This window comes from Streptomyces sp. DG2A-72, from assembly GCF_030499575.1.
Lineage (GTDB): Bacteria > Actinomycetota > Actinomycetes > Streptomycetales > Streptomycetaceae > Streptomyces.
The window spans coordinates 225,345-249,975 of sequence record NZ_JASTLC010000001.1; the positions used below are offsets into that span (position 1 = coordinate 225,345).

At 68.7% G+C, this 24,631-nt stretch carries 24 protein-coding genes and 1 pseudogene; 7 read left to right on the plus strand and 18 right to left on the minus strand.

What is annotated here, in order from left to right:
* The first annotated feature begins 79 nt into the window (after positions 1-79).
* Positions 80-928 (plus strand): alpha/beta hydrolase, encoded by an 849-nt coding sequence (locus QQY66_RS01220; RefSeq protein ID WP_301977142.1) that lies wholly within the window; start codon positions 80-82, stop codon positions 926-928.
* A 272-nt stretch (positions 929-1,200) separates the two neighbouring features.
* Here the strand turns inward: QQY66_RS01220 and QQY66_RS01225 are convergent, their stop codons facing one another.
* From QQY66_RS01225 to QQY66_RS01255, 7 genes are all read right to left on the minus strand, one after another.
* A complete protein-coding gene (locus QQY66_RS01225) occupies positions 1,201-1,839 on the minus strand; it encodes a hypothetical protein (RefSeq protein ID WP_301977143.1) in 639 nt (212 codons plus the stop codon).
* A 293-nt stretch (positions 1,840-2,132) separates the two neighbouring features.
* Positions 2,133-2,861: an alpha/beta hydrolase gene (locus QQY66_RS01230; RefSeq protein WP_301987098.1), complete on the minus strand. Its 729-nt coding sequence runs from the start codon at positions 2,859-2,861 to the stop codon at positions 2,133-2,135.
* A gap of 462 nt (positions 2,862-3,323) precedes the next feature.
* Positions 3,324-3,608, minus strand: coding sequence for a hypothetical protein (locus QQY66_RS01235; protein ID WP_301977144.1), 285 nt, complete (start codon positions 3,606-3,608; stop codon positions 3,324-3,326).
* Positions 3,609-4,143: 535 nt separating this feature from the next.
* Positions 4,144-4,401: an MFS transporter gene (locus QQY66_RS01240; protein WP_301977145.1), complete on the minus strand. Its 258-nt coding sequence runs from the start codon at positions 4,399-4,401 to the stop codon at positions 4,144-4,146.
* Between the two features lie 38 nt (positions 4,402-4,439).
* Entirely contained in the window at positions 4,440-5,423 is a 984-nt protein-coding gene (locus QQY66_RS01245) for a GNAT family N-acetyltransferase (RefSeq protein WP_301977146.1), read from the minus strand.
* On the minus strand, positions 5,420-6,019 hold the full coding sequence (locus QQY66_RS01250) for a TetR/AcrR family transcriptional regulator (RefSeq protein WP_301977147.1): 600 nt from the start codon (positions 6,017-6,019) through the stop codon (positions 5,420-5,422). The genes QQY66_RS01245 and QQY66_RS01250 overlap by 4 nt, the downstream gene beginning before the upstream one ends.
* 97 nt (positions 6,020-6,116) lie before the next feature.
* On the minus strand, positions 6,117-7,109 hold the full coding sequence (locus QQY66_RS01255; protein WP_301977148.1) for a DMT family transporter: 993 nt from the start codon (positions 7,107-7,109) through the stop codon (positions 6,117-6,119).
* An 81-nt stretch (positions 7,110-7,190) separates the two neighbouring features.
* Here QQY66_RS01255 and QQY66_RS01260 point away from each other — a divergent pair, with 81 nt between their 5' ends.
* Positions 7,191-8,129, plus strand: a complete 939-nt coding sequence (locus QQY66_RS01260) for a LysR family transcriptional regulator (protein ID WP_301977149.1) — start codon at positions 7,191-7,193, stop codon at positions 8,127-8,129.
* 35 nt (positions 8,130-8,164) lie between these two features.
* The gene (locus QQY66_RS01265; protein ID WP_301977150.1) at positions 8,165-8,395 is read left to right on the plus strand and encodes a hypothetical protein; all 231 of its coding nucleotides are present in this window, start codon (positions 8,165-8,167) and stop codon (positions 8,393-8,395) included.
* A 523-nt stretch (positions 8,396-8,918) separates the two neighbouring features.
* On the opposite strand, the gene QQY66_RS01270 is transcribed toward QQY66_RS01265, so the two are convergent.
* Positions 8,919-9,275 carry a group II intron maturase-specific domain-containing protein gene (locus QQY66_RS01270; RefSeq protein WP_301977151.1) on the minus strand — a complete coding sequence of 119 codons (357 nt, stop codon included), beginning with the start codon at positions 9,273-9,275 and terminating at the stop codon, positions 8,919-8,921.
* 459 nt (positions 9,276-9,734) lie between these two features.
* Here QQY66_RS01270 and QQY66_RS01275 point away from each other — a divergent pair.
* Positions 9,735-10,855 (plus strand): annotated as a pseudogene (locus QQY66_RS01275) (IS630 family transposase).
* Between the two features lie 77 nt (positions 10,856-10,932).
* Here QQY66_RS01275 and QQY66_RS01280 read toward each other — a convergent pair.
* The gene (locus tag QQY66_RS01280) at positions 10,933-11,310 is read right to left on the minus strand and encodes a nuclear transport factor 2 family protein (RefSeq protein WP_301977152.1); all 378 of its coding nucleotides are present in this window, start codon (positions 11,308-11,310) and stop codon (positions 10,933-10,935) included.
* 102 nt (positions 11,311-11,412) lie between these two features.
* Entirely contained in the window at positions 11,413-12,264 is an 852-nt protein-coding gene (locus QQY66_RS01285) for a class I SAM-dependent methyltransferase (RefSeq protein ID WP_301977153.1), read from the minus strand.
* A 142-nt stretch (positions 12,265-12,406) separates the two neighbouring features.
* On the opposite strand from QQY66_RS01285, the gene QQY66_RS01290 reads away from it, so the two are divergent.
* A protein-coding gene (locus QQY66_RS01290) for an IS5 family transposase (protein ID WP_301987099.1) occupies positions 12,407-13,269 on the plus strand; the annotation gives its coding sequence in 2 pieces (ribosomal slippage) (positions 12,407-12,763 and positions 12,766-13,269; 861 coding nt in all).
* Positions 13,270-13,383: 114 nt separating this feature from the next.
* Here QQY66_RS01290 and QQY66_RS01295 read toward each other — a convergent pair.
* The 5 genes from QQY66_RS01295 to QQY66_RS01315 all read right to left on the minus strand — a co-directional run bounded on the left by QQY66_RS01295 (position 13,384) and on the right by QQY66_RS01315 (position 19,123).
* Positions 13,384-14,343 (minus strand): hypothetical protein, encoded by a 960-nt coding sequence (locus QQY66_RS01295; RefSeq protein WP_301977154.1) that lies wholly within the window; start codon positions 14,341-14,343, stop codon positions 13,384-13,386.
* Positions 14,344-14,560: 217 nt separating this feature from the next.
* Entirely contained in the window at positions 14,561-14,794 is a 234-nt protein-coding gene (locus QQY66_RS01300) for a hypothetical protein (RefSeq protein ID WP_301977155.1), read from the minus strand.
* 57 nt (positions 14,795-14,851) lie between these two features.
* Positions 14,852-15,157, minus strand: a complete 306-nt coding sequence (locus QQY66_RS01305) for a hypothetical protein (protein ID WP_301977156.1) — start codon at positions 15,155-15,157, stop codon at positions 14,852-14,854.
* A 289-nt stretch (positions 15,158-15,446) separates the two neighbouring features.
* Complete coding sequence (locus QQY66_RS01310; RefSeq protein WP_301977157.1) at positions 15,447-17,309, minus strand: hypothetical protein; 1,863 nt, start codon at positions 17,307-17,309, stop codon at positions 15,447-15,449.
* A gap of 155 nt (positions 17,310-17,464) precedes the next feature.
* On the minus strand, positions 17,465-19,123 hold the full coding sequence (locus tag QQY66_RS01315; protein ID WP_301977158.1) for a penicillin-binding transpeptidase domain-containing protein: 1,659 nt from the start codon (positions 19,121-19,123) through the stop codon (positions 17,465-17,467).
* Between the two features lie 345 nt (positions 19,124-19,468).
* Here QQY66_RS01315 and QQY66_RS01320 point away from each other — a divergent pair, with 345 nt between their 5' ends.
* Together QQY66_RS01320 and QQY66_RS01325 are read left to right on the plus strand one after the other, a co-directional pair.
* A complete protein-coding gene (locus tag QQY66_RS01320) occupies positions 19,469-20,296 on the plus strand; it encodes a glycoside hydrolase domain-containing protein (RefSeq protein WP_301977159.1) in 828 nt (275 codons plus the stop codon).
* Positions 20,297-20,450: 154 nt separating this feature from the next.
* Positions 20,451-21,161, plus strand: a complete 711-nt coding sequence (locus tag QQY66_RS01325; protein WP_301977161.1) for an LAETG motif-containing sortase-dependent surface protein — start codon at positions 20,451-20,453, stop codon at positions 21,159-21,161.
* 360 nt (positions 21,162-21,521) lie between these two features.
* Here QQY66_RS01325 and QQY66_RS01330 read toward each other — a convergent pair whose 3' ends face one another.
* From QQY66_RS01330 to QQY66_RS01340, 3 genes are all read right to left on the minus strand, one after another.
* Entirely contained in the window at positions 21,522-21,836 is a 315-nt protein-coding gene (locus QQY66_RS01330; protein WP_301977162.1) for a hypothetical protein, read from the minus strand.
* 344 nt (positions 21,837-22,180) lie between these two features.
* On the minus strand, positions 22,181-22,873 hold the full coding sequence (locus QQY66_RS01335) for a response regulator (RefSeq protein ID WP_301977163.1): 693 nt from the start codon (positions 22,871-22,873) through the stop codon (positions 22,181-22,183).
* Complete coding sequence (locus tag QQY66_RS01340) at positions 22,867-24,540, minus strand: sensor histidine kinase (protein WP_301977164.1); 1,674 nt, start codon at positions 24,538-24,540, stop codon at positions 22,867-22,869. Before QQY66_RS01340 ends, QQY66_RS01335 begins: the two co-directional genes overlap by 7 nt.
* Positions 24,541-24,631 lie beyond the last annotated feature (91 nt).

Below are 24,631 nucleotides of genomic sequence, written 5' to 3' on the forward strand. Positions count from 1 at the left end.
TCAGCCTGAGTTTGTGAAGGGGAGGGTCATGCAACGAGCTCGAAAGTCAGCCACGCTGTTCATCAGCACGCTTCTCGCCATGGCGATTGCATTCGTGGCGGCAGCCCCGGCAAGCGCCGCGCCAAGTCGGTCCGACGGCAGAGGCAACACCGTGATCTTTGTTCACGGATTCGATCCGGACGGCGCGGCGAACACCAACTGCGAAAGTTACTGGAGAGATGCTATTGGCCATTTCGAGGCCAAGGGCTGGAACAGCAGAAAGCTGGTAACGTTCGGCTACTATTCCGAGGGGAACGCCTGCACCCACAAGTACAACGGTACCCGTGCAACGTCCATCACGACGGTGGCCAAGGCGCTCGCCAACCGCATCTACAGGAGCTACACCAGCCAGGGCAAGAAGGTCGATGTCGTCGCCCATTCCATGGGTGGCCTCGTGATCCGTTCCGCGCTGTACCACGTCAACAAGGGCACCAGCGGCTTTCCGTCGCGTCTCTATGTAGAGGACGTTGTCACGCTCGGCACTCCGCACGACGGGGCAAACGAGACACAGATCAACTTGTGCAAGGCCAGGTTCCCCATCGCGCACAAGCAGTGCAGTCAGATGCATCCGGACAGCACCTTCCTCAGGAGGCTTCCCGAAACTCCGAGTCGCTCGCAAATGGGAACGGACTGGACGGCAATGTCGTCCGCCGACGACAGTACGGTTGGGGTTGGTTCCGGAGTCGGGATCAGGGCGAATCACAAAACCCAGTACAACGGCAGCGGACTGTATGAGGTTAGCCACAGTGGGCTGAAGGAACTCAGGGGCCGGGATGGCTATCGCTCCCGCTTTTATCACAAGAGCACTGGTAGCTGGAGCGCCTGGGGCGACCGGCCGGGGCCGATTCACAAGGCAGATGTGGCCGCATCCGCCCATCGCAACCAGTAAATTCCTCATCCCGGCTTGATCGTGTGACGCCGGATCAGCCCAGGACGCGGAGCGAGCACGGCACCTTGCGATCATGGAGTTCTCGACGCTTCATGATCTGCAAGGTTGCCGTGCTCGTTTCTCCATTATCTCCCACGTCCCTCGTACCGGATCGGTGCCCCTGCCCGTCTCGTCGCCAGGGGTGGCTGTACTCCAGGGTCTGATCGAGGCTTTCGCCCGGGTGCCCGATCCACGCAATCCGTGCGGTGTTCGTTACCAGCTGGCCACGCTACTCACGGTGGGGGTGTGGCGCGATGTCCAGCGCCGGGCACAACTCCCTGACCGCGATTGCCGAATGGGGCAGGCGCTGCGCCCAGGCGGTACTGGCCGACGAACGACCGCAAGGCGTCACGGAGTTGATCCGCACACCAGATCGAGCGGGCCAGGAACCACTGGACCCGGTACGGACTCGGATGCCCAACGTGCTCGGCGATCTGTCCCCCGTTCTTACGCTCGACCGGCGCCACCAGTGCCTTCACATAGGCCATCGCCATCCGGCGCGGCTCGACCCGCTCACCTGCACGAGGTTGGAAAAGGCTCACTGCGTCACCACACGCCGAGCCCGCGGACACCTCCGCACCGCTCAACTTTGAAGACCCCTGATAGTCCGGTGGGAGCGCAGTCTCCTCCACACCCGCGGCGCGGTGCGGGATCACCATCACCGCCTGTCCACCCACATGCCCCGGCACCGCCGCGGTCTCAGCACGCTCCTGGGCAAGCTGCTCGCTCACCCGCTCAAGGACTCGCTCAGCGACGGCGAGTTCATCCCGCTCGGCCCGTGTCTCCGTCAACTGCTTGGCCAGTTGCTCTTCGAGTTCGTCCAATTCCACGCGCCGCGCGGTGATCCGTTCCAGCAGTTCGGGATCCAGCATGCGCAGATCGTAGAAGCCCGTTGATGGGGTTTTCCGGAAAAGGGTGTGATCGAGTGGCTTTGCTCACGAGCCGACAGCACCTGTACACGAGTTTGGGCAGCACTCGAAGCTCTGCAGACATCGAGCAGTTCATGGCTTTGGGCAGCGCGGGCCCCTGCCGAGAGTCGACGATAGCGTCAGAGTCTGGCAAGGGCCCGTGGTGTAGAGAGCCGAGGAGGGCCGGGACCTGTCCCTAGATGGGCAGCATCATGGCCGACACCGCTTACCGTCTGCTGGTGACCTGCGGTCCGGCGTCACTTCAGGTATCGGGTGAAGAACTGGGCCGCGTCGTCCCCCGCGAACTGCGGGACACCGGTGTGCCCGCCCATGTTGGCGTGCAGGGTCTTCTCCTTGGATCCGAAGGCGTCGAACAGGTCCAGGGCGGCCTGCCTGTCGTTCCCTTCGTCGTCCCACTGCAGCAGGACGTGCAGCGGAATGGTGACCTGCCGGGCCTCCTCGAACACGGCGCGAGGCACGAAACTCCCGGCGAACAGACCGGCGGCCGAGATGCGCGGCTCGACCACCGCCAGCCGGATCCCGATGGAGATCACGCCTCCCGAGTACCCGATCGGCCCGCCGATCTCGGGCAGCGAAAGGAGGGCATCCAGGGCGGCCTGCCATTCCGGGACCGCCTTTTCGACCAGCGGGAGGATGAGTGCGTCGATGATTTCGTCGCTGACCGGCTCGCCGGCCTCCATCGCCCGGCGCAGATCGGCGCGGGCCTGCTCGGCGGCGGGCCAACGGGGCCGGTCGCCGCTTCCGGGGAGCTCGATGGTGGCCGTGGCGAAGCCCTCCGCCGCGGAGTGCCGGGCCCGGGCCACCAGTCGGGGGTACATCTTGCGCAGCCCCAGGGGAGGGTGACCGAGCAGGATCAGCGGTGCCGGTGCGGATGCGGGTGTCCACAGGATGCCGGGGATCTCGCCGAGGGTGAATTCGCGCTCGAGGACGCCGTCGTCAAGGCGTTGTTCAGAAGTGAAGTGCATGGTCGTGCCTTTCAGGAATGCCATTGAACGGCGCTCCCGGACGACCTATCGCCCGACCGTGACCCCGGAGGGGAGCACCCATGTCGATACTGTGTTCACGGGTACCACCTCCTCGTTCTCTCGCACGGCTTCCGGAAACGTAGCAGTGGCCGCCGTGGTTCCGCCAACGGGTTTTCGCGGAGGCTCCGTGGCCGGACACCACGGCGTCGGAGTCACGCCTGCCACTGGTCGGGAAGCTCATGTCCGCCACCGCTTCGAGCACCGAAGAACCGACAATCAACCGCTGACGGACGATCTACTGCGCAGACAGCCGCCCATGACCAGCGTGAGCACCCTGAGCACCGATCACACCAGCCCTTCGACCTGGGACTTCAAGTTGGCGACAACTCTTTGTCCCCGCGGCGAGAGTGCAGTCTCCCGTGCAGGTACCGCCTCCACTGACGATGGTGCCGCCGATTGTGCCTATCCGCCGGTCTTGTCGATCACCACCTGGTGCGACCAGTACGGCGCGTCAGCTCCGGTGTAGATCAGGTCCGCCTGAAGGTACATCAGCTGCCTCGTGAGCGGGCCGGTCCTGAGGTCGCGGACGTTGAGCGTCCAGACGGAGGTGGCGCAGGCATCGGTGCGGGTGTACCACCATGTGCCGCCTCCGGTGGCGAGGTCGTAGTAGTAGTCCGGCATCGGCACGGGTGTCCTGTCGGCCAGCACCGACATGCGGCGGGCGGTGACACTGCTCTTTTCACTCACCAGGCGTTATGGAGGCTGCCGCTGTCTTTCCGTTCTCGGCCACGAGCTTGCGAGCCTTGATATCCGCCTTGAGCTTGGCACAGTCGTCACCTGCGGCGGCCGCACGGAACATCGGCTCGGCAGACTGCGGCGTCAGTTCCGGAGTCGCGGTCCCCTCACGCTCGGCACTCGGCGGCTGGCGCTTGCGCTGGCATGAGTGCAAGAACCAGGCCGATCAGGGCTGTTCTTACGCCGATCTCATCGTGTCCCTTCGCAAGTGGTCGACGTGCTGACCGGCTACAAGAGCCGGTGCCACAAACACCCGCAACGCTCGGGACAAGATCGTGGTGCATGACTGGCATGTTCATGCTTTGCCTGAAAAGTGCATGCAGCACACAGCTGATTTCCAGCTTGAACATGACGGCCTGTCAGTAAGCCCGGGCAGCATCGTCCGTCCCACCGGTGCATGGTGCCGCCAACACCGCTTCTGAGACCTCTGCCGCCGAGGCTGCGAAGGCGCTGCTCGCCGCGCCGGCCGCGCACGAGAGTACAGCGATCAGCAGAGGCCGGTCCGCGAAACCCAGGCTGCGGTCAGCCCGGCCGCCGTCACCTGCGCGACCAGCAGGGTAGTCCGCCGCCCCATTCGGTCGGCCAGCATGCCGCCCACCACAGAGGCAACCGCGCCGCCCGCGCCGAAGAGCGCCGCGACCAGTCCGGCGAAGCTCGCCGAGTAGCCGCGTTCCGCCGTCAGATACAGGACCAGGAAAGGGGCGACGAAGCAGCCGAGGCGGCCGATCAGAATGCTCGCCCACAACCACCAGAGAGGGCGCGGAAGCCCGGAAGCGGCCTCTTTCATCTACCGGTGGCCGCAGTGGTGTGCGGGGCATCGACGGCGGAGTGGTCAGCACTCATGGGCGGCAGCTTGCCTGTTGTGACATCGACGAGGTCATGGCGCCATGCGGCTTCGTCGGTCAGAGTTCCGGTCGCCCGGTACTGACGGACCTGTGGCGCATCGGACAGGGCCTCGGCGGCCTCGGCGACCGGCACCGGCCGAAAGCCCAGCCGTTCCCACGCCGGTCCGGCGACCGTGGAGAACAAGTACGCCGTATGCCCGCCCTGTGCGGCCGCTTCCGTGAGAACGCGCTGCACCAGCCGCCGCGCGGCTCCGCACCCCCGAAGATCGGGGCGGACCGCGACGCTGCGCAGCAGCACGCAGTGACCCTGCCGCTCCAGGCCCACGGTCGCGGCGGTCCCGGCCGCATCCCTGGTGAGCCAGTAACGAGTGCCGGGAGCCAGGACGTCCTGGGGCGAGAGCCCCTGGCCCACGAGGAAGGCCGTGATCTCCTCCCGGTCCTCCGGCCCCGCTTCGGGCAGCAGCAGCGGCTTGGCGTAGCAGCGGCTGAGCGTCTTGTGCTGGTAGGGCGGGTAGTTGGGGATGAGGGCGTAGCCGGCACGGGTGTACAGCGCGATGGCCTCGGGCTGGTGGACGGCCGTCTCGAGGCGTATCTCGGTGTGGCCGAAAGCGGTGGCGGTGCGCTCGGCCACGGCCAGGAGACGAGCGGCTATGCCCCTCCCGCGCGCCTCTGGCGTGACGTACATGCGCTTCAGCTCGGCGGCGGTGTCCGGGAACGGGAAGGGCTGCACGGCGCAGCAGCCGACCGGCCGGCCGTCGACTTCGGCGAGCAGGAAGCGGATCCCGGGGCTGATGTGAGCGCCGCCGGTGCAGGGCTCGTCCGGGTAACGCGCCGCGAGGTCGGCGTCGAGGTCGCGTACCAGTTGCTGAAGCCTCGAGTCGTCGGCCGCTACGGCGATGATGATCGGGTCAGGCGAGGTCACAGGCTTTGGTTCCCTTCGAGGATCAGGTCGAGCTGGGTTTCCAGGACGCGTCGCTGGAGGTCGGGCGGATAGGCGTCCGGGTCGGTCACGGCGTTCAGGGCGAGCCCGTCCAGACATACGACGAGGCCGCGCACCCGCATTTGGAGGTCGGCCGGTTCCAGACGGTCCGGGCAGGCGGCCCGCACCAGAGCGGTCAGGCGGCTGATCCAGGAGGCATGGCTCCGGCTGTGCTCGGCGAGCAGTGCGGGATCACGGCGGGTGCTGAGGAGGAACTGGGACCAGACGACGGCCTCCAGATGCCGCTCGGCGTCCAGGGGTAGGGCCTGCTCGGCCACGGCGTACAGCGTGTCGCGGGCGTTCTCACCGACGGGAAGGGTGTCGATCCGCGCCGCCATCCGACGGTGCATCTCGGTGCGGGCATGGGCCAGCAGCGCCTTCTTGTCGGCGAAGTAGTGCGTGACCATCCCCGTGGTGCAGCCCGCCGCGGCGGCGACCTCGCGCAGGGTCAGGCCCTCCAGTCCGCTGTCCGACACGACCTGCCATACAGCTTGGGAGATCGCCTCCCGCCGCTCTTCGTGGTCCACCTGTCTCGGCATCCGCCCGCCTTATACATAACAGTCGTTGCGTAACAGCTGATACGTTACCACGGTCGGGTGTTCCTCGGCGGCTTTGTCTGGCGGGCGGGGACCGTGGTCACGTCTTCGTCAGCTTGTGTCCGGGAGGCGCGACCACCGGTCCGTCCTGTGCATGGACGGGCTCTGCCGCGGCGCCGCTGTGGTGGGCGTCGTGGGGTGGGTCGGCAGCAATGAGGGTGCGGTGGGCGCGCTCGATGGCCTGACCCCAGTAAGTTCCGGCGATCATGAGCGTTGCACCGAGGGCGGCCAGGACGGTGAGCCTTTCGTCGCCGAGACCAACTCCGATCGCGACTGCCCAGACTGGTTCGGTGCCCATCAGGAGGCTGGCCCGGCTGGCTGACGTCCGCTGCACCGCCCATGTCTGCGCCAGGAAGGCGAAGAGGCCGCAGAACAGAGCCAGGTAGACGAGCTGAGCCCAGGTCATGGCATCGCTGTGCGCCAGCGTTCCCAGGTTGGCCGCGGCGGGTGCCAGAAAGAGTGCGGAGCCGACGAGGGTCTGGACGGCCGTCAGGTGCAGCGGGCGCAGGGTGCGGCCCACGGAGAGCCGACCGACGAGCGCGACGTGTCCGGCACGCACCGCTGCGGCGGCGAGCATCAGCAGATCCCCGATCCGCACGGTGTGCAGTCTGGTGTCGGACAGAAGGAACGCCACGGCCAGGACGCACAGACCGGCAGCCGCGAAGAACGTCAGAGGCAGTCGGCCGTGGCCACCGGTGCGGTCCAGCAGCGGTGTCAGCACGATGGTCAGGCTGATGATCAGGCCCGCGTTGGCGGCGCTGGTGTGTGCCACCCCGTAGGTCTCCAGCACCAGGACCGCCGCCTGCGTGACGCCCAGCAGCGCCCCCGCGCGGAGCTCGTGGGGGGTCCAGCGGCGGGACGTCCCACGTGAGGCGACCAGAGCGAGGCAGGCGATTGCCGAGATGGCATACCGGGCGAACAGCACCACGAGGACCGGCAGAGCGGCGGTGGCCGTCTTCGCCGACAGGTAGCTGGAACCCCAGACGATCGCAACAAGGAGAAGTACCAGGTCGGTACGGCGGGCATCACGCATGCGCCACACGCTGCCCGACCAGGTAACTGAAGCCCAGTACCAACCTCTGAAACTATGCTGTAGCAGACCTACACTATTGAGGTGGATGCACGACAACTGCGGATCCTGCGGGAACTGAGAGAACTCGGCAGCGTCACCGCGGTCGCCGAAGCCCTGCTGGTGACGCCCTCGGCGGTCTCGCAGCAACTGCGGCTGCTGCAACGCTCGATCCCCGTGCCGCTCACCGAACGCGCGGGACGCCGGGTGGTGCTCACCGAGGCCGGGCAGGCACTCGCCGACGCCGCGATCGAGGTGGAAACCGCCCTGGCACGAGCACGGAACGCCGTCACCGACTACGTCGAACAGCCCGACGGCGTCGTCTCGGTGGCCGCCTTCCACAGTGCAGCGGCCACGTTCTTCCCTCTTCTGCTGCGCGGCCTCACCGGCCCGGGCCGCCCCCGCCTGGCGCTCGCCGACGAGGACGTAGCCCAGAACCACTTCCCGCGCCTCACCCGCGACTACGACCTCGTGCTCGCCCACCGGCTCGACCACGCTCCGGCATGGCCACGCACCGTGACCGCCACCACGCTCCTGCGGGAACCGCTCGACATCGCGGTACCCATCGACCACCCGTTGGCCGCACGGCGACGGCTGTCCCCGCAGGACGTGGCCGATCAGCCCTGGATCACCGTGCACGACGGGTTCCCGCTACTGGCCACCATCGAGGCCATCGCCACTGCCGCGAACCGCCGGCCCGACATCGTCCACCGCGTCAACGAGTTCTCCGTGGTCGCCGAGGTCGTGGCAGCCGGCGGCGGCCTGGCTCTCATGCCGCGTTGGACCGCGCGTCCCCACCCCGCGGTCGTCCTCAAACCGCTCAGCGGTGTACACACCCACCGCCACATCGACGTACTGCACCGTCCCGAACGCATCGCCCGCAATGCCGTGCGCACGGTTCTCGCCGAGCTGCACCGCGCCGCCGTAGTGGTCCAGACCCGGGACAACAAGGTGCAGTCAGGCGCCGACGACCACGGTGACTGAATGTGGACCCTGATCAGGGTGAAGGACTCTCGGCCGTGCAGTCGGCGCTCAATCGTCATACCCCTGCCGAGGCGCTGACCGAGCTGCTGTCAGACGGGCAGCGCGAATTCATGGAGGCGACTGCCGCAGCCGCGATCTGGTCGAAGCCTCGGCATGCGCCAAGGCGGCCGACAGTGTTGACCTCCTCGACTTGGAGCCTCGTGGGCCATCTGCTGAACGCGCTCGGCTCCTCCGGAGGCAGCTCACCGATCGCCGGGACGTGGTGACGCAGGGCAGTTGGACCACGGGCAGTTCCTGCGTGCTGATGACCGCCCCCCGACCCGGATCACTGGCGTCGGGCCGAAACGGTGACGACCCACCAGATCGTTTGCGCTTCAGTCGGCATCTTCGGCATTCGCGAAGTGTGAAGGTCAGCAGTCGCTCATGGCTGCTGCTGGATCGACTACTGCAGAAAGCCGAGACCTGACGCCCGTCGACACCCCGTCAGCGCAAGGTCGTTGACCCAGTAGCACCACCCGCGCCTCCCCGCGGTATCGTCATGGACGGCAGATGCCCCACGCAGGGCGTCACCTCCCAAACTGCGGCGGGACCGGCCTCTCACTCGGATGACGGGCGTGTGTCCGCGCCGGCCCCAGGCGCAGGCGCGAGGCGGCGTCATGGAGAATCCGGACTCGTCGCTGAGTAGGCCCGGGGCGCAGTGCCGGGATTGCTCCCGGTCCGTTTCCCCGGACCTCTCGCCGAACCCGCCGTGCCTGTTACCAGGCAACGGGCTCTCCACGGTCTCTGCCGTCAGGTGGTTGCAGGTGCCCAGGGGGTGGGGATCTTGTTGCCGCGGTAGCGATACCGGGTGACCAAAATCGCGCTGGTCTTCCGCAACTCGATCCCGTCCGCGCTGATCGGCAGCCACCGCCCGGTGGGGGTGGTGAGCCGTCTTCGGACGTCCGACCAGCTCCAGTGATGCCGCGTCCTCAGCAGCCGGACGAGCCTCCACCAGACGAGGTCGTCCAGCTTGCTGAAAATGCGTTTCGCAACGGCATACCTGAAGTAGTTGGCCCAGCCGAGAGTGATCCGGTTGCGATTGATCAGCACCACGGCAAGGTCCTGCTGCGACGTTCTGTGGGTGAGGTATCGGATCTTCGCCTTCACCGACCTATTGTGATGAGCCGGATTGGCGGGAGTTCCGATACGCCTGAACCAATCCGCGCTGGGAAGGAGGAACCGACCAGTGGGCGCAACGCGTTCAGGCCGCTCGGCGGGGCGCGCACCCCGAAGCGGGTCCACCAGTGCCGGGGAGGCTGGCCCCGGGCATGAAAAAGCCTCCCCGACGGATGGGGATCCGCACCGGGAAAGCTCACGTGATGACCAGCAATTTAGCAGGGCAGGGCAGCAAGGGCGTCCGCCAGCAGGTCATCGGATACGGGGGCTTCGGGCACGGGTGTCCCAGTGGTAGAGGGACCAGGCACGTCGGATGAGGCAGCGGACCGCCCCAGCACCGCACCCGGACAGGCCGCCCGCCCTGCGGTCGTACGGGCCTCGACCCGGACGACCGTGTCGATCACCTCGACCGATTCCACCAACACGCCCTCGACCGAGGAAAGGGGTGTGGTGGCTGAGCCTGTTCGTGTGCGCAGGTTGACCGACCAGGAAGGGCAGAAGCTGCAGCACATCGTGCGCCGGGGCAGCACCAGCTCGGTGCGGTACCGGCGCGCGATGATGCTGCTCGCTTCGGCCGGCGGCAACCGGGTGCCCGTGATCGCAAAGCTGGTGCAAGCCGACGAGGACACCGTCCGGGACGTGATCCATCGGTTCAACGAGATCGGCCCGGCCTGCCTGGACCCTCGGTGGGCGGGAGGCCGTCCCCGCCTGCTCAGCCCTGACGACGAGGACTTCGTCGTGGCGACGGCCACCACCCGCCCGACCAAGCTCGGTCAGCCCTTCACCCGATGGTCCATCCGCAAACTCGCCGCCTACCTGCGGAAAGTGCACGTCCGCGTGATCAGGATCGGACACGAGGCGTTACGGTGCCTGCTCGCCCGCCGCGGGGTCACCTTCCAGCGGACCAAGACGTGGAAGGAGTCGCCCGACCCGGAGCGCGACGCCAAGCTGGACCGGATCGAGGAGGTACTGGAGCGCTTCCCGGACCAGGTGTTCGCGTTCGACGAGTTCGGGCCGCTCGGGATCCGGCCCACCGACGGATCGTGCTGGGCCGAGCAGGGCCGACCCGAGCGGCATCCCGCGACCTACCACCGCACCCACGGGGTGCGCTACTTCCACGGCTGCTCTCGGTCGGCGACGACACCCTATGGGGCGTCAACCGCAGGAAGAAAGGCGCCGCGAACACCCTGGCCGCGCTGAGGTCCATCCGCGCGGCCCGCCCAGACGGCGCCCCGATCTACCTGATCCTGGACAACCTGTCCGCCCACAAGGGCGACACCATCAGGCGCTGGGCGAAGAAGAACCGGGTCGAGCTGTGTTTCACCCCGACCTACGCGTCCTAGGCCAACCCGGTCGAGGCGCACTTCGGGCCGTTGCGGCAGTTCACCGTCGCCAACTCCAGTCACCGCAACCACACCGCGCAGACCCGCGCCCTGCACGCCTACCCGCGCTGGCGCAACGCCAACGCCCGCCACCCCGACGTCCTCGCCGCCCAGCGCCGCCAACGCGCCCGCATCCGCAGCGAGAAAGGCATCCGTTGGGGCGGACGCCTCCTCGCTGCCGCTTCCTGACCGACCCGGCGAACCTACGCGGCCACAGCGCATCACAGGCCCGCTCCGAACGGGGACAATTCAGGGCGAAGGAAAGCTCAGGAGCCGGACGGCTTAATCTCCCCCGCGAAGATGATGACCTGGTCGATGAGGCTCCGCCGCAGATGGACGACGTCCGTTCCCGCTAGGCGGGGGCCTCCATCCGGCGTGGTGAAGACCCACTGGTACCGGGCCCACTCGTCCGGCATGTCCACCGCCGAGCAGCGCACCATCGTGCCGGTTCCCGCCGGGTGGCGCCGGATGTCCAGCACGAACCGCTCAACCGCCTCGATCCCCTCACTGCGGCCCAACGGTCCCCAGAAGATCACGTCCGAGGTAAGGGCCTGGGAGAGCAACCCAGTCACATAGTTGTCGTCCGAGGCGTTGAACGCGGAGATGAACGTGTCGATCGCGGACCGCGCGGTCTCTTCATGCATGCACCAGTAATACCAGTCCATTCGCGGCTCGTTCGTCCTGTGAGCCGTCTTCCGGACACGGTGAACTATTCCGGTCACAGCACTAGGGAACCGGGAGACGCTCTACCGGCGGACCGCCGAGATCAGTCCGCCGGGCCGCTCATCGCGCTGCGGCGGGGTGCTGATAGGGCGGCCGTAGGCGGCAGCGCGCTCGCGCAGGGTGTGGCTGCCGGCCTCCCAGCCATGCCCGGCCAGCCAGCCCACCGGGTCGTCGGGCGTCTCCGAAATCCACATGGACGCCGCCGATCCCGGCGTGGCGTCCGCGCCGAAGCGCTCGATCACGCCGCGCGAGCCCAATGTCAACCCCATCCAACTGCCTGCCGCCGACTGCGTGCTGATCCGGGCCAGCAGTAGTTCCACCGCGTCCTCGGGCAGATAGATCAGCAGTCCTTCGGCGATCCACGCGGTCGGCACCGCCGGGTCGTGCCCTGCGGCGGCCAGCGCGCCTGGCCAGTCCTCACGCAGATCCACCGCGACGGTGATCCGCTCGCAGCGTGCGACGGCCCGCTCCTGGCGCAGCGCCGAAGCCTTGAAGTCCAGTGGTGCAGCAGTGTCGACCTCGAACAGCCGGGTGCCCTCGGGCCAGTCCATCCGGAAGGCCCGACTGTCCATGCCGGCGCCGAGCAGCACGACCTGCCGGACCCCGGACGCGGAGGCCTGCTGCAACAGGTCGTCGAGGAACTTCGTCCTGATGACGATGGAGAACGACACGGCCAGCCAGCGGCGTTGCGCGGCCTCGTCATCGGGCAGCGGCGGCGAGGAGGGCCACAGGCCGCCGGCAGTGGCGAAGGCCTGTGCCAGCGGGTCGCGGAACAGGGCGTTCTCCCGCTCGGTCTCCAGCGCCCGCACCCTGGCCACCCCCACCGCCGTGGCCCACACTCCCGACGGCTGCACCCGCTCCTGCTCACCAGTCACCGCGCCAGCCTAGAAGATCGATTCCAAGCGGGCTGATGAGGGGAGCCAGGTTCATTCGCGGCCAGCCAGTCATGCGCGCACTGACTGCCTACGACCACTAGGGTCCGTCTTCAAAGATCATCGGGTGGTGGATCATGGTGGGATGATACGTCGTCATGAACTCACCGATCAGGAGTGGGAGTTACTCGCTCCGCTGATACCGCGGGCTGTGACGGGCCGGCCGCGGGTGTCGGACCGGCAGGTCATCAACGGGATGGTCTACAAGATCCGGACCGGGATATCCTGGCGTGACCTGCCGGAACGCTACGGTCCATGGCAGACCGTCTACACCCGCTTCCGCCGCTACGCCCTGGACGGCGTGTTCACCCGGGCTCTTCAGCAGATCCAAGCTGGTGCGGACGCGGCCGGCGACATCGACTGGCTCGTCCAGATCGACTCCACCATCGTCCGCGTCCACCAGCACGCGGCCGCCACCGGCCGAAAAGGGGGCACCATCGGCCGGACGAACCGGACGATCACGCCCTCGGTCGATCCCGAGGCGGACTGACCACCAAAATCCATCTCGCCTGCGACGGCAAGGGGCGCCCGCTCGCAGTCCTGGTGACGCCAGGGCAACGTCACGACAGCATCTGCGCGCGCCCTCTTCTGGAGCGCTTCCGTGTCCCTCGCACCGGACCGGGCCGACCCCGTTGCAGGCCTGATCAGGTCATCGCAGACAAGGCCTACAGCTCCCGCGGCTTCCGCGCCTACCTGCGTAAACGCGGCATCGGGCACACTATCCCGGAGAAGACCGACCAGCAGCGACACCGGCACAACCGTGGCGGTCGCGGCGGGCGGCCACCGGTGTTCGACCGGCAGGTCTACCGTCAACGCAACGTCGTCGAACGCTGCTTCAACCGGCTCAAAGGCTTCCGTGGAATCGCCACCCGATACGAGAAGACCGCCGCCTCCTACGAAGCAGCGGTCACACTCGCGTCATTCGTGCTCTGGGCAAGATCCGTTTGAAGACGGACCCTAGAACCACCATTAGGCGAAGATCAACAGTCACCCTGTGTACGCGACCACACGAAGTGGACCAGAGCCGAATCTCATGGACAGGGCCAACCACCAGGGTCCGGATCACCATCGATCGCCTCCCTCGGCACCGGCCGACAGCGGCGGAGCCGTCGTGAACAGTGCGCCCTGAGGTGTGCGGGCGGTGTCGGGCACGGTGAACTCGTGCTGCTGGGCCCGGAGCGCGTTGGTCAGCCCGCGCACCGAGTCCAGTTCGCGCAGCAGCCCGATCAGCTCGGTGCGGTCGCGGACGGTGACCACCGCGCCCAGTTCACGGCCGCGCAGCGCCACCGGCATCCGGTTGACGACCAGGCAGTGGTCGTCGGTCAGCACGCTGACATCGGTACCGGTGAGGGTGCCGTCCGCGGCGCGGCGCAGCCGTGCGTCAGGCAGTATGTCCTCCAGCCTGCTGCCGATGGCCGTGCCGAGAGCGAGCAGGTGGCGGGCCTCGTCGTTGACCACGGTGATCCGTCTGGCCAGTAGGAAGGCGGCCGCTGAGCCGAGTGCGGTGGCGATCGCGGCGTAGAGACCGAAGGTGGGCAGCTCCCGCCACAGCTCCCCGAGCACATCGTGCTCGGGGATGCCCGCCGATACCTCGCCGACCAGCGCACCTGTGGGCCCGTACAGCGGGGCCTGGCCGTTGGCGGACTGCCCGGTCACGCCGTGATCGACACCGACGTGGGTGCGGCCGTCCCGCACCGCGAGCGGGTCGCTGACCGGTTTGCCGATCAGCGACGGGATGGGGTGCGAGTGACGGATGCCCCGCACATCGGTGACGACCACGTACGACGCCCCGGACGCCTTCCGGATCCGTTCGGCGACGGCCTGCACCACGTCGCCGCCACCGCCGTACTCCATGACCTGCTGGATCTGCGGCTCGACGGCCGTGGTCTGCGCGATGGCGAACAGCACGAAGCCGATGACGCCGGTGAGCGCGAGGATGAACAGATGGTTGGCCAGGATCCGCGCGGAGAGCCTCCCGTTCCCGCCACGGCCGATCCGGATACGGATACGGATGGGTTTCACAGGCGCCGTCGCCCCTGTCGTACGTCGTGCCGGGCGTGGCCCCTGCGCCGAGCGGAGACTGCGGTTCCACCAACCCCAGCTCAACGTCCGCCAAGTGCACCCTGACCGCAACCAACTGACACCGGGCACGTAGCTGCAGATACGCGTGGGGCCGCCTCTTCCGGAGGCGGCCCCAGGTATGTCCAACCGACTGGATCTACATCGCAGCCGCCAGAGATCACTCCTCACGCCATCTGAGGGACCCGTCCTCCACCGGTGCGCGCTGAACGTCCCAGCTGCCGCGGTCCATTCCGTCGGCGAACGACTTCAACAGCTCCTCCAAGGCAATTGCTGGATCAGTCTCGTTCGGACCCACCTCGGCATACTCCAGCACACGGAAACCGGAAGATCCGGAAGCATCCAGGGCATACCCGTGGTAGGCACCTTCGAAGTCCCAGATGACCGGGATCAAGGAGGGCTTCCAGTAGCCCTCGGCTTCCTGCGCCGAATCCAGCAACTGGGCGCGCCTCTAGATGGTCTCCTTGCATCCCAGGAGCACCTTGCTATACGGGAAGATCGCCGAGTCCAGGTGTCTATCGGGCACCACACGCCCATTGGGAAGGGTCTTCGTGGTGTCCTTCGCGTTGCTGCCGTTGTTCATCCGCAGCAACGCCTCGAGCACGTCGGGCACCGCGGACCCCAGCGCCTCGCGTAGACCCGCGATGTCCTCATCCGTCGCCGGACCGTGCAGCGCCGCCGCTGTGGATGGCGCGTTCACCGTGAACCAGTGCACTATCCACCCCCACGCCGACTGCACTTCTTCGGTCTCGGACACTCCGGCTGCACCACCTCAGCATTAATTCAGAGCTACCCACCAGCACCGCACGCACCATCGACATACCGCCCAGTGTGCTGCGTCAGACGCTCGTGGCCTCGCGGCGGCGCCCTTTCACGTGGCCCCCTATAACCGCGGATAAGGCGTAGAGGCTCGGAGCCATTGGTGGATGCTGTTGGGTCCGTACGGTCAACGGTGGATCTTCGAGCAGGAAGTAAAATCCAATGACAGACGTGGTCGGTAGAGCCTGGTGGCCGTGCGCCGGGGCGCCCGGTCTGTACCTTCCCGGTCAGAGAAGAAACGCCGCGGCTGTCCACAGCAGATAGAACGCGGCCAGCACCGGACCCAGCGGGACCCCGCGGTAGCGGGGGCGGCTGTTCTCGCCGGGCCGCAGTTCTGGATGCGCGTGCATGGCCGCGATCTCCTCGGCGGCACGAAGGTGCGCAGGACGCACGCCCCGAGAACGGCCCGGCCGCCGTCGGCCCATGTTCGCTCGTCGCCATTGCACACCCCCCGATCCGGAGATCTCCACAGCTCCGTCCCCGGTGTGGGCCACCCGCGTCATCTGCTCCCACCGGATGTGCCGGACCTTCCACACACCGGTCAGCCACACGCCGTCGGCGTCGGCCGTGATCCGCCAACCGCCCAGCACCGGCGCGGACCATGTTGCGACCGCCACCCACAGCAAAGGCGCCCCGGAGCCGATGCCCGCACCCGACCGCATCCGGACGACCTGGAACAAGATCATGGCGGCCGCCGCCAGGACGATGAACGCCGCCCCGGCGCGTGCGGCGGTGCCCGGCCCCCACCGCCGCACGCCACCGCCCGCCGACAGCCGACCACCGGCCTCGTGGACCCGTTCCGGTGCGGGGGAACGCGGAGCGCCCGGCCGGTCCGTCCGGGGCAGCGCGCCGGGGCGCGGCAGAGCGAGCGGCCCGGACCGCAGCACCACCAGGCCCTGGTCGGGGGCCGCGGTGACCAGGAGCATCGGGGCGCCGGCCCGCAGAGCGCCGTACACCAGCGCCTCGCGCGGCCGGCCGTCGGCCACGGCGGTGTCCTCGTCGCCTGCCTCCTGCCCTTGCGGGGAGTCGGCCCGGGACCCGGCCACCGCCCCGTCGCCGGTCCCCTTGCCCAGCGGTTCGACCCAGGAGCGCAGGAAGGTCGGCTGGGTGCTCGCCTCGTCGACGGGCCGGATCCACGCGTCGCCGCGCCCGTCGAAGACGACCATGGCGCGCAACACCGGCACCGGGCGGCGCAGCAGCACCGCATCGCGGCGGCGGGCGCGGATGCCGGAGGCGAGCAGGGTCAGCGCGGGCAGGGCGGTGCCGAGGGTGAGTAGTTGCCAGCCGACCGGCGCATAGGGCTCTGCGGCAAGCTGGGCCCATCTTCCGGCGACCAGCACGTCGACCCGCTGGCCGGGCTTGTAGTCCTGCGGGGACTGAGCGCCCACGGTGCGCGTCGCGCCGGCCGCTCGGACACGGATGCTCGTGTCGCCGCGCGCCACGACCCGGCCTGTGAGGTGATCGGCCCCGCGGGACCGGCGGGCATCGTCGCGGACGCCCCGAAGTGCCATGCCCACCGCCCCGGCCGCGATCCCCAGCAGCGCAAGCGCCACGACGATCCGGATCGTGCCGCGCAGCAAAGCCGCTGCGGCGCCGGGCACGCGGTGACGCGATGCACCGGCCACCTGAGTGGCCGCCAGCCGCTGCCGTCGGCGCGCGACCAAGCGCCAGGCCGCCGCGCCGCACGCGGCGCCCGAGGCCGCCAGCACCGCCCCGGTGAGAATGGTGTAGACGCCGCCCGGCAGCGGGAATGTCTCGGCGGCGACCACCACGGCGAGCGCCGGGAAGGTCAGCAACACCAGTTCGGGAAAGCGCAGCGACCACAGCACCAAGCCCAACAGCAGACCCCACAGACACACCCCGAGCGAGTCCGCACCGCACGGATTGCCCCTGCTGCATGCAGGCCCGGTAGCAGGCAGAAACGCGGCAGCCAGCGCTGTGGCCAGCGTGAGCAGTGCCGGCCACAGCGGGCGTGCCCACCGGGGCGGGTGCAGCGCCGCCCAACGGCCCGCGTCCTTCGTCGTCCAGTCGGACACACCTGCAGGTATGGAGGTGTTGGGCAGCGGAACGACGCTGTCAGTCTCGATCACGGACCGAGTATGCAGGAGCCTTCGCGCCCCGGCTCCGGCCCGTCCCGCACTGTCACCGGCAGCAGTCCCGTCCCGCCTGAACAGAGGCGAGATTGGATCATTCGGCAGGGCGGAGAACAGGTAGTTCCTCACCCACCGCTGTCGCTGACGGCAGCTCAGTTCTCAGTCAGCAGGTGCCGGACGACGTATCCGGCGGAGTCCACGCCGGAGCGGCCGCCCTCGACCAGGGCCGCGACGGCGATGCGGGAGTTGTATGCGGTCAGCCACCCGTTGGTGTGGTCGCCTTCCTCCGCGGTGCCGGTCTTGGCGCCCACGCCCGCAAGACCGCCCAGCCGCGGCGCCGCCGTGCCGCTGGTGGCCACGCCGCGCATCATCGACTGCAGGTAGCCGGCCGTGCGGGCGGAGATGGGCCGAGGCGCGGTGCCCTGGTGCTGGCCGGGCAGGATGACCGGCTGCTCGAAGCCCGCGTTGCGTACGGTCGCCGCCACCGAGGCCATGAACAGCGGTGTGGCCGTGACCTGGCCCTGGCCGATGAACTGGGCCGCCTGGTCGCCGCCCTGCACGTCCGGCGGGATGCTCGGGTCCGTGGTGGCGACGCCGCCTCCGATGGACCAGCTGCCCATGCCGAAGACGTTCACCGCCTCGTCGTGCAGGGCGGAGGCGTCGCCGTCGTGCACCAGGTCGTGGAAGCCGTCCTTGATGAAGGAGGTGTTGCACGACACGGCGAAGGCCTGGGCGACCGTGGAGCCGGGGTTGGCCCTCACTCCCGGGTCGTTGTGGAACAGCTGGCTGTTGGCCATGAGCGAGTCCGTACAGGGCGCGGGACTGTTCGGGGTGAGACCCGCCTGGTCGAACAGGGCCGCCGAAGTGACGATCTTCATGGTGGAGCCCGGCGACTTGATGCCGTTGATGGCGATGTCGCCGTCCGCGCCCGTGTGCGCGATCGCGAGGATGTGGCCGGTTGTCCAGTCGAGCGCGACCGTCCCGGCGGGCTTGTCCTGTAGATGAGCGTCCGTCACCGCGGTTTCGGCCACCGACTGAAGACGGGCGTCGATCGTGGTCTTGACGACGGCAGCCCGGCCCTTGGAGAAGACCTTCAGCGCCTTGACGCCCGCGCCGGTGCCGTCGACCACGGCCACGCCCGTGCCGGGGGTTCCGCCGGTGGGCTTGGCGTTCTTGCGGATCGTCGCCGTGATGTCCCGCAGGGACGCGAAGGCGGACAGGTCTGTCTTTCCGTCGCCGGCGACCACCTTCACCGTGGTGGTGTCGGCCGGCAGCCTGCCCGCGGTCAGCGACTGGTCGTCGCCCAGGCCCGGGTAGAGCACCGAGTTGTTCCAGTGGACCGCCACCACGTCGTCTGTGCTCTTGCGTACCGCCACCGCACTCGGGTAGCTCCAGGTGCCATCCGCGACCCGGGCGGTGACGTCGAACGTGACCTTGGTGGCGCCGGGCGTGACCGTCGAGGGCCCCGCCGAGCGAATGTGTGCGAACGACAGCGTCTTGAGGTGCAGGCCGTCCGCGTATCCCCGCAGTGCCCGTGCGGCCGGTTCCGGCAGGTCGGTGTCGCCGGCCGCGTCGCCGAGGTGCTGCTTGGACCAGCTGTCCAGGAACGCGCGGGTCAGTTTGACGGCTTCGGTGTCCGTCGGCGGCGTCCTCGACACGGCCGACGGGTCGAAAGTGCGCGCCGCCTTGGCCTGGGCGTCACCCGTGGGACCGGAGGTCAGGGCATGCACGATGTTGTAGGCGCCGATTCCGCCGACGACGACCAGGGCGGCGGAGGCACTGGCAAGGCCGATCTTCCCAGCTCTGTTCACCTGCCTGATCGTATGTACGCTCCACACTTCACTGGCTACGAACTGATCTCCAATTACTCAAAACCTGGCCAAAGCAGCTGCCCATTTCGAAGGTTTGCCGTGGCTTGAGGGAATCTTGTGGTGATCAAGGGACGCGGTTTCCCGATCACGGGGTCGGTGCCGACTACTGTGCGATCCGCTCCGGACGCCCGGGATGCCGGAAGAACCGTGCCGCACCATGCGGGGCGGGGCGGGGCGGCGACGGTTGGTGCGTCAGTGCGTCGGTCTTGCCGTGTCGGAGCACACATTGTCTTCGGCCGGTGCGCCTCCGCGTGCCGTATGCCGTGATCTCGAATTGGGGTGGGGATGTCCAGTCATCGGCTGTCCAGGAAGCGCCGGTACTTCGCCTGGGCGACGGCGGGTGCCGCCGTCGTCGCAGGTGCCGGTATCGCGGCGCAGGCCTCGATGGCGGCCACAGCCTGGCCCGCTCAGCGCACCTACACCGGCCACGCGTTCGACACCTGCACGGCGCCCTCGCTGACGGCGATGAAGGCGTGGCACACGGGCTTCTACGGCGCCGCCGCGGTCTACGTCGGCGGCAGGAACCGCGGCTGCTCCCAGCCCAACCTGACCGCGTCCTGGGTGAGATCGGTCAGCGCGGTCGGCTGGAAGCTCATCCCGATCTACGTCGGCGCCCAGCCGCCCTGCCAGACCGGCTCCAACCCGGAGAAGCTGACCGCCTCCACCGCCGCCTCTCTCGGCGCGAGCGACGCGAAGGACTCGGTGGCCAAGGCGTCGGCGCTCGGTATGAAGGCGGGCAGCGCGATCTACTTGGACATGGAGCCGTACGACATCACCAACAAGGCGTGCAACGACGCCGTGCTGACGTATGTGCGCTCCTTCACCAGGACCCTGCGCGCCCAGACGTACCGCGCCGGCTTCTACGGTTTCACCAGCTCCAGCGCCAAGGCCATCGCCACCGCGACCGACAAGACCGACCTGCCGGGCAACCTCTGGTACGCACTGTGGGACAAGCAGTACACCACCACCGCGGACTGGCCGTGGGGCTCCACCCAGTTCACCAACCACAGCCGCGGCCATCAGTACATGGTCAACAGCAAGGAGACCCGCGGCGGTTACACCATCACCGTCGACCGGGACGCCTGGGACGCGCCCGTCGCGATCACCGGCTGAATCGCTTTTCACACGGCTGCGTGAGCGGTGCCTTCTCACCGCTCACGCAGTCGTCGTATCCGAGTCCATTGCCGCCCCGACTTGCTCTCGTCGCCGCCCGGACCGCTTCCGGAGGCTTGGCAGCGCCGGGCCGTCGACCCACGAAGGACAGATCATGCCCCTTTCCCAGCACACCGCCAGAGCGGCACGCGTCATAGGCACGTCGGCCGCCGCGGCCGCACTCGCCCTCGGTGCCGCCCACACCGCGCTCGCGTGCAGCATCAGTGACTTCTCGGCAGCAGCCGTGTGCGACACGGGCGGCCACGGAGTCATCCGCGTCACCGACAAGGACGCCTCCGGCACCCCGGCCACCGTCAGCCTGTACATGCAGCTGAGCATGCCCGGCGGCGAACGGCTCGTCGACACAAAGACGATCGAGCACCCCACCGCGCAGGGCACCACCGTCGACCTCGTCCCCCTGGACTGGCACGCCGGGGAAACCTTCCGGGTCCACGTCAAAGCCGGCGACCAAGTCGACGACGACATCCAGCCCCAGGTCGTCGTACCGGACGAAACCTGCGCCCCCTCCAGCTCCCCCTCGGCGCAGGCCGCCCCTTCCGGCCAGCCCTCGTCGACGTCGACGTACCCCTCCCCGACCTCCTCCACGGCCTCGGCCACAGAACCGAACCCGGCGCAGAGCGGCAGCGCGGCCCCGGTGCCGGGTGCGAGCAGCGCCGCATCGACCGCAGGCAGTGGCACCAGCCTCGCCGAGACCGGCGGGGGCACCGGCACCCCCGTGATCGCCGGCGCCGCCACCGCGTTGGTCGTGGCCGGCGGCGGCATCGTCCTCGCCCTCCGTCGCCGATCGGCACACCGTTCTCGCTGACAAGTTCCTGTCTCACCTGGACGCACCGACGAGGTGGCCCATCGAGCCGTGGTGACAACGCAACAACATGGGGGGGATCCGCGTGAAACATCGATGGGTGAAGGTCCTGGTGATCGCGGTCGTGGTGCTCGCCGCACCCTTCAGGGGGCGGTATGAGGGTTGATGCCTGATTTGCTGCCTCGTTGAGGGTGGACGGGCAGGTCGCGGCGTCGCAGGGTGGCTTACGGCCGCGGATGGGTCTGTTCAGATGCTCGAGCGATAGTGGCGCGATCATGTACTGCGTGATGTGCGCGTGACGGGCTGCTTTGCAAGGGAATTGCCCCCGCACGCCGAGTCTTGGTTCCTGGCCTGTATCGCTGGTCAGTGTCCGCCCAGGCCCGGCAGGCAGGCCCCGTCGGCGGTGCGACCGACCACTTCCGCGTCGGCCTTGCCCGTGCTGTCCACTCTGCCATTGACGGATACGCGGCCCTCGCCTCCGCCTACCAGCACATTGCGGAGGGGGGCGAAGTGTTCCCCTCGTATCTCGATCTGATCCTGCTTCGTCCCGAGGGCACCGGCTGCCGCGGCACGCAGAACGTCTTTCGAGGTCCCGGCGGCCGCGAGCTTCGTCAAGGCTGCGGCCAGCGCCGTCGCTTTCGGGGTGGCCTGCTCCTTGTGCTCGTCGGTGATCGGCATGGCGCTGCGGTACGCGTGGTTCTCCGCCACCCGCTGGTTCCAGTCGAGCGTGATGCAGGGGGACGGCGTCGTCGGCTGCGCCTCGTGAGGCGGACAGAAGCCCTCCCCCGCGGCCGAGGTGGCCGTCGGTCCGGGGTTGCCGGCGCGGGTATCAGCCGCTGTGGTCGGCGCATCCGGCGGTCACCGCGAGCAGGATCAGGGCCTGCGTGCCAACGAGTCGGCGGCGAGCATGTGTCATGTCGAAACCATGTCAGGGGATGCAACACGTTGAGTGCGTGGGTGAGCAGCGTGTGATGCTCGGCATCTACTGGCGTCGCCTCAAAAACGATCGCTTTGTCATGAGTTCAGTGGACGATCCGGTAGCGGTGTTCGGGGCGGCCGGTGGCGCCGTAGCGCAGTTCGAGCCGGACCATGCCCTCCCGTACGAGGTAGGAGAGGTATCGCTGGGCCGTGGGGCGGGAGACGCCGGTGAGTTCGGCGGCCTCGGCCGCCGACAGGGCGTCGTGTGCGGTGCGGAGGGTCTGGTGCAGCAGGGCGAGGGTCGGCGCGGAGTGGCCCTTGGCCGGGACCCGGGGGACGACGGGCGGCCGGGCCGCGCTGAACAGGGCGTCCACATCGGCCTGATCCGTCTCGGCCACGTGGCCGAGGACGTCCATACGGTGCTGGAGTTCCCGATAGGCGGTGAGCCGCTCGGCCAGGTCGGTGGAGCGGAAGGGCTTGACGACGTATCCCACGGCGCCCAGCTTCATGGCGATCCGTACCGAGGTGATGTCCCGGTCGGCGGTGATCATGAGGGCGTCGGGGCGGGCGCCGCCCTCGTCCCCGCTGAGCTGCCGCAGCACGTCGAGACCGCTGCCGTCCGGCAGGAAGATGTCGAGCAGCAGCAGATCCGGATGGAGCGTGCGCACCGCCTCCAGCGCCTCGGCCACCGTGGCCGCCCGGCCGACCACCTCGTAGCCCTCGACGCGGGACACGTAGTCGCAGTGGATGTGGCTCACCCGGAAGTCGTCGTCCACCACCAGGGTCCGGATCACCATCGATCGCCTCCCTCGGCACCGGCCGACAGCGGCGGAGCCGTCGTGAACAGTGCGCCCTGTGGCACGGGAGCCGTGTCGGGCAACGGGAGCGTCACGGTGAAGACCGCGCCCGCCCCCTCGCTGACCGTGATGGTGCCACCGTGCCGCTGCACCAGCCGGTGGACGAGGGCCAGCCCGAGGCCGCGCCGGGCGGTGCCTCGGTCCGGCCGGGTCGACCAGCCGTCCTCGAAGATCGCCTCGTCGGCCCCCGGCGGGATTCCCGGACCGGTGTCCGCCACCCGCACCATCACCTCGTCGATGCCCTCGACCAGGGCAAGCCGCACCTCGCGGCCTCCCGCCGGGGGTGGCCCGACGGCAGTCGCGTCGATGGCGTTGTCCAGCAGGTTGCCGACGATGGTCAGCAGCCGCCGCAGATGCGGCGGGTCCTGGCCGAGTGCGGAATCGTCGCTGAGCACGATCCGCACCCCGCGCTCGGCGGCCACCGTGGTCTTGGCCACGATCAGCCCGACGAACAGCGGGTTGCCGATCCGCCGGCGTACGGACTCGGTCAGCGCCTGCTCGGCGCCGGCCGACTCGACGGCGAACTCGTAGGCGGCGTCGTGGTCGCCGATGTCCAGTAGTCCGGCCACGGTGTGCATGCGGTTGGTGAACTCGTGCTGCTGGGCCCGGAGCGCGTTGGTCAGCCCGCGCACCGAGTCCAGTTCGCGCAGCAGCCCGATCAGCTCGGTGCGGTCGCGGACGGTGACCACCGCGCCCAGTTCACGGCCGCCCAGCGCCACCGGCATCCGGTTGACGACCAGGCAGTGGTCGTCGGTCAGCACGCTGACGTCGGTGCCGGTGAGGGTGCCGTCCAGGGCGCGGCGCAGCCGTCCGTCAGGCAGTACCTCCTCCAGCCTGCTGCCGATCGCCGTGCCGAGAGCGAGCAGGTGCCGGGCCTCGTCGTTGACCACGGTGATCCTGCCGTCGGGGTCGAAGGCGATGACGCCTTCGCGGATGCCGTGGAGCATCGCCTCGCGGTCCTGGAGCAGCCCGGCGATCTCCTCCAGTTCCAGGCCGAAGGTCGACCGCTTCAGCCGTCTGGCCAGTAGGAAGGCGGCCGCTGAGCCGAGTGCGGTGGCGATCGCGGCGTAGAGACCGAAGGTGGGCAGCTCCCGCCACAGCTCCCCGAGCACATCGTGCTCGGGGATGCCCGCCGATACCTCGCCGACCAGCGCACCTGTGGGCCCGTACAACGGGGCCTGGCCATTGGCGGACTGCCCGGTCACGCCGTGATCGACGCCGACGTGGGTGCGGCCGTCCCGCGCCGCGAGCGGGTCGCTGACCGGTTTGCCGATCAGCGACGGGATGGGGTGCGAGTGACGGATGCCCCGCACATCGGTGACGACCACGTACGACGCCCCGGACGCCTTCCGGATCCGTTCGGCGACGGCCTGCACCACGTCGCCGCCACCGCCGTACTCCATGGCCTGCTGGATCTGCGGCTCGGCGGCCGTGGTCTGCGCGATGGCCAGCGCCCGTTCCTCGTAGGCGCGGTCGAGCTCGGCCCGCTGCGCGAGGGCGAACAGCACGAAGCCGATGACGCCGGTGAGCGCGAGGATGAACAGCTGATTGGCCAGGATCCGCGCGGAGAGCCTCCCGTTCCCGCCGCGGCCGATCCGGATACGCATGGGTTTCACAGGCGCCGTCGCCCCTGTCGTACGTCGTGCCGGGCGCGGCCCCTGCGCCGCACCCGTGGTGGCGTGATTGTGCCTGTCGGCG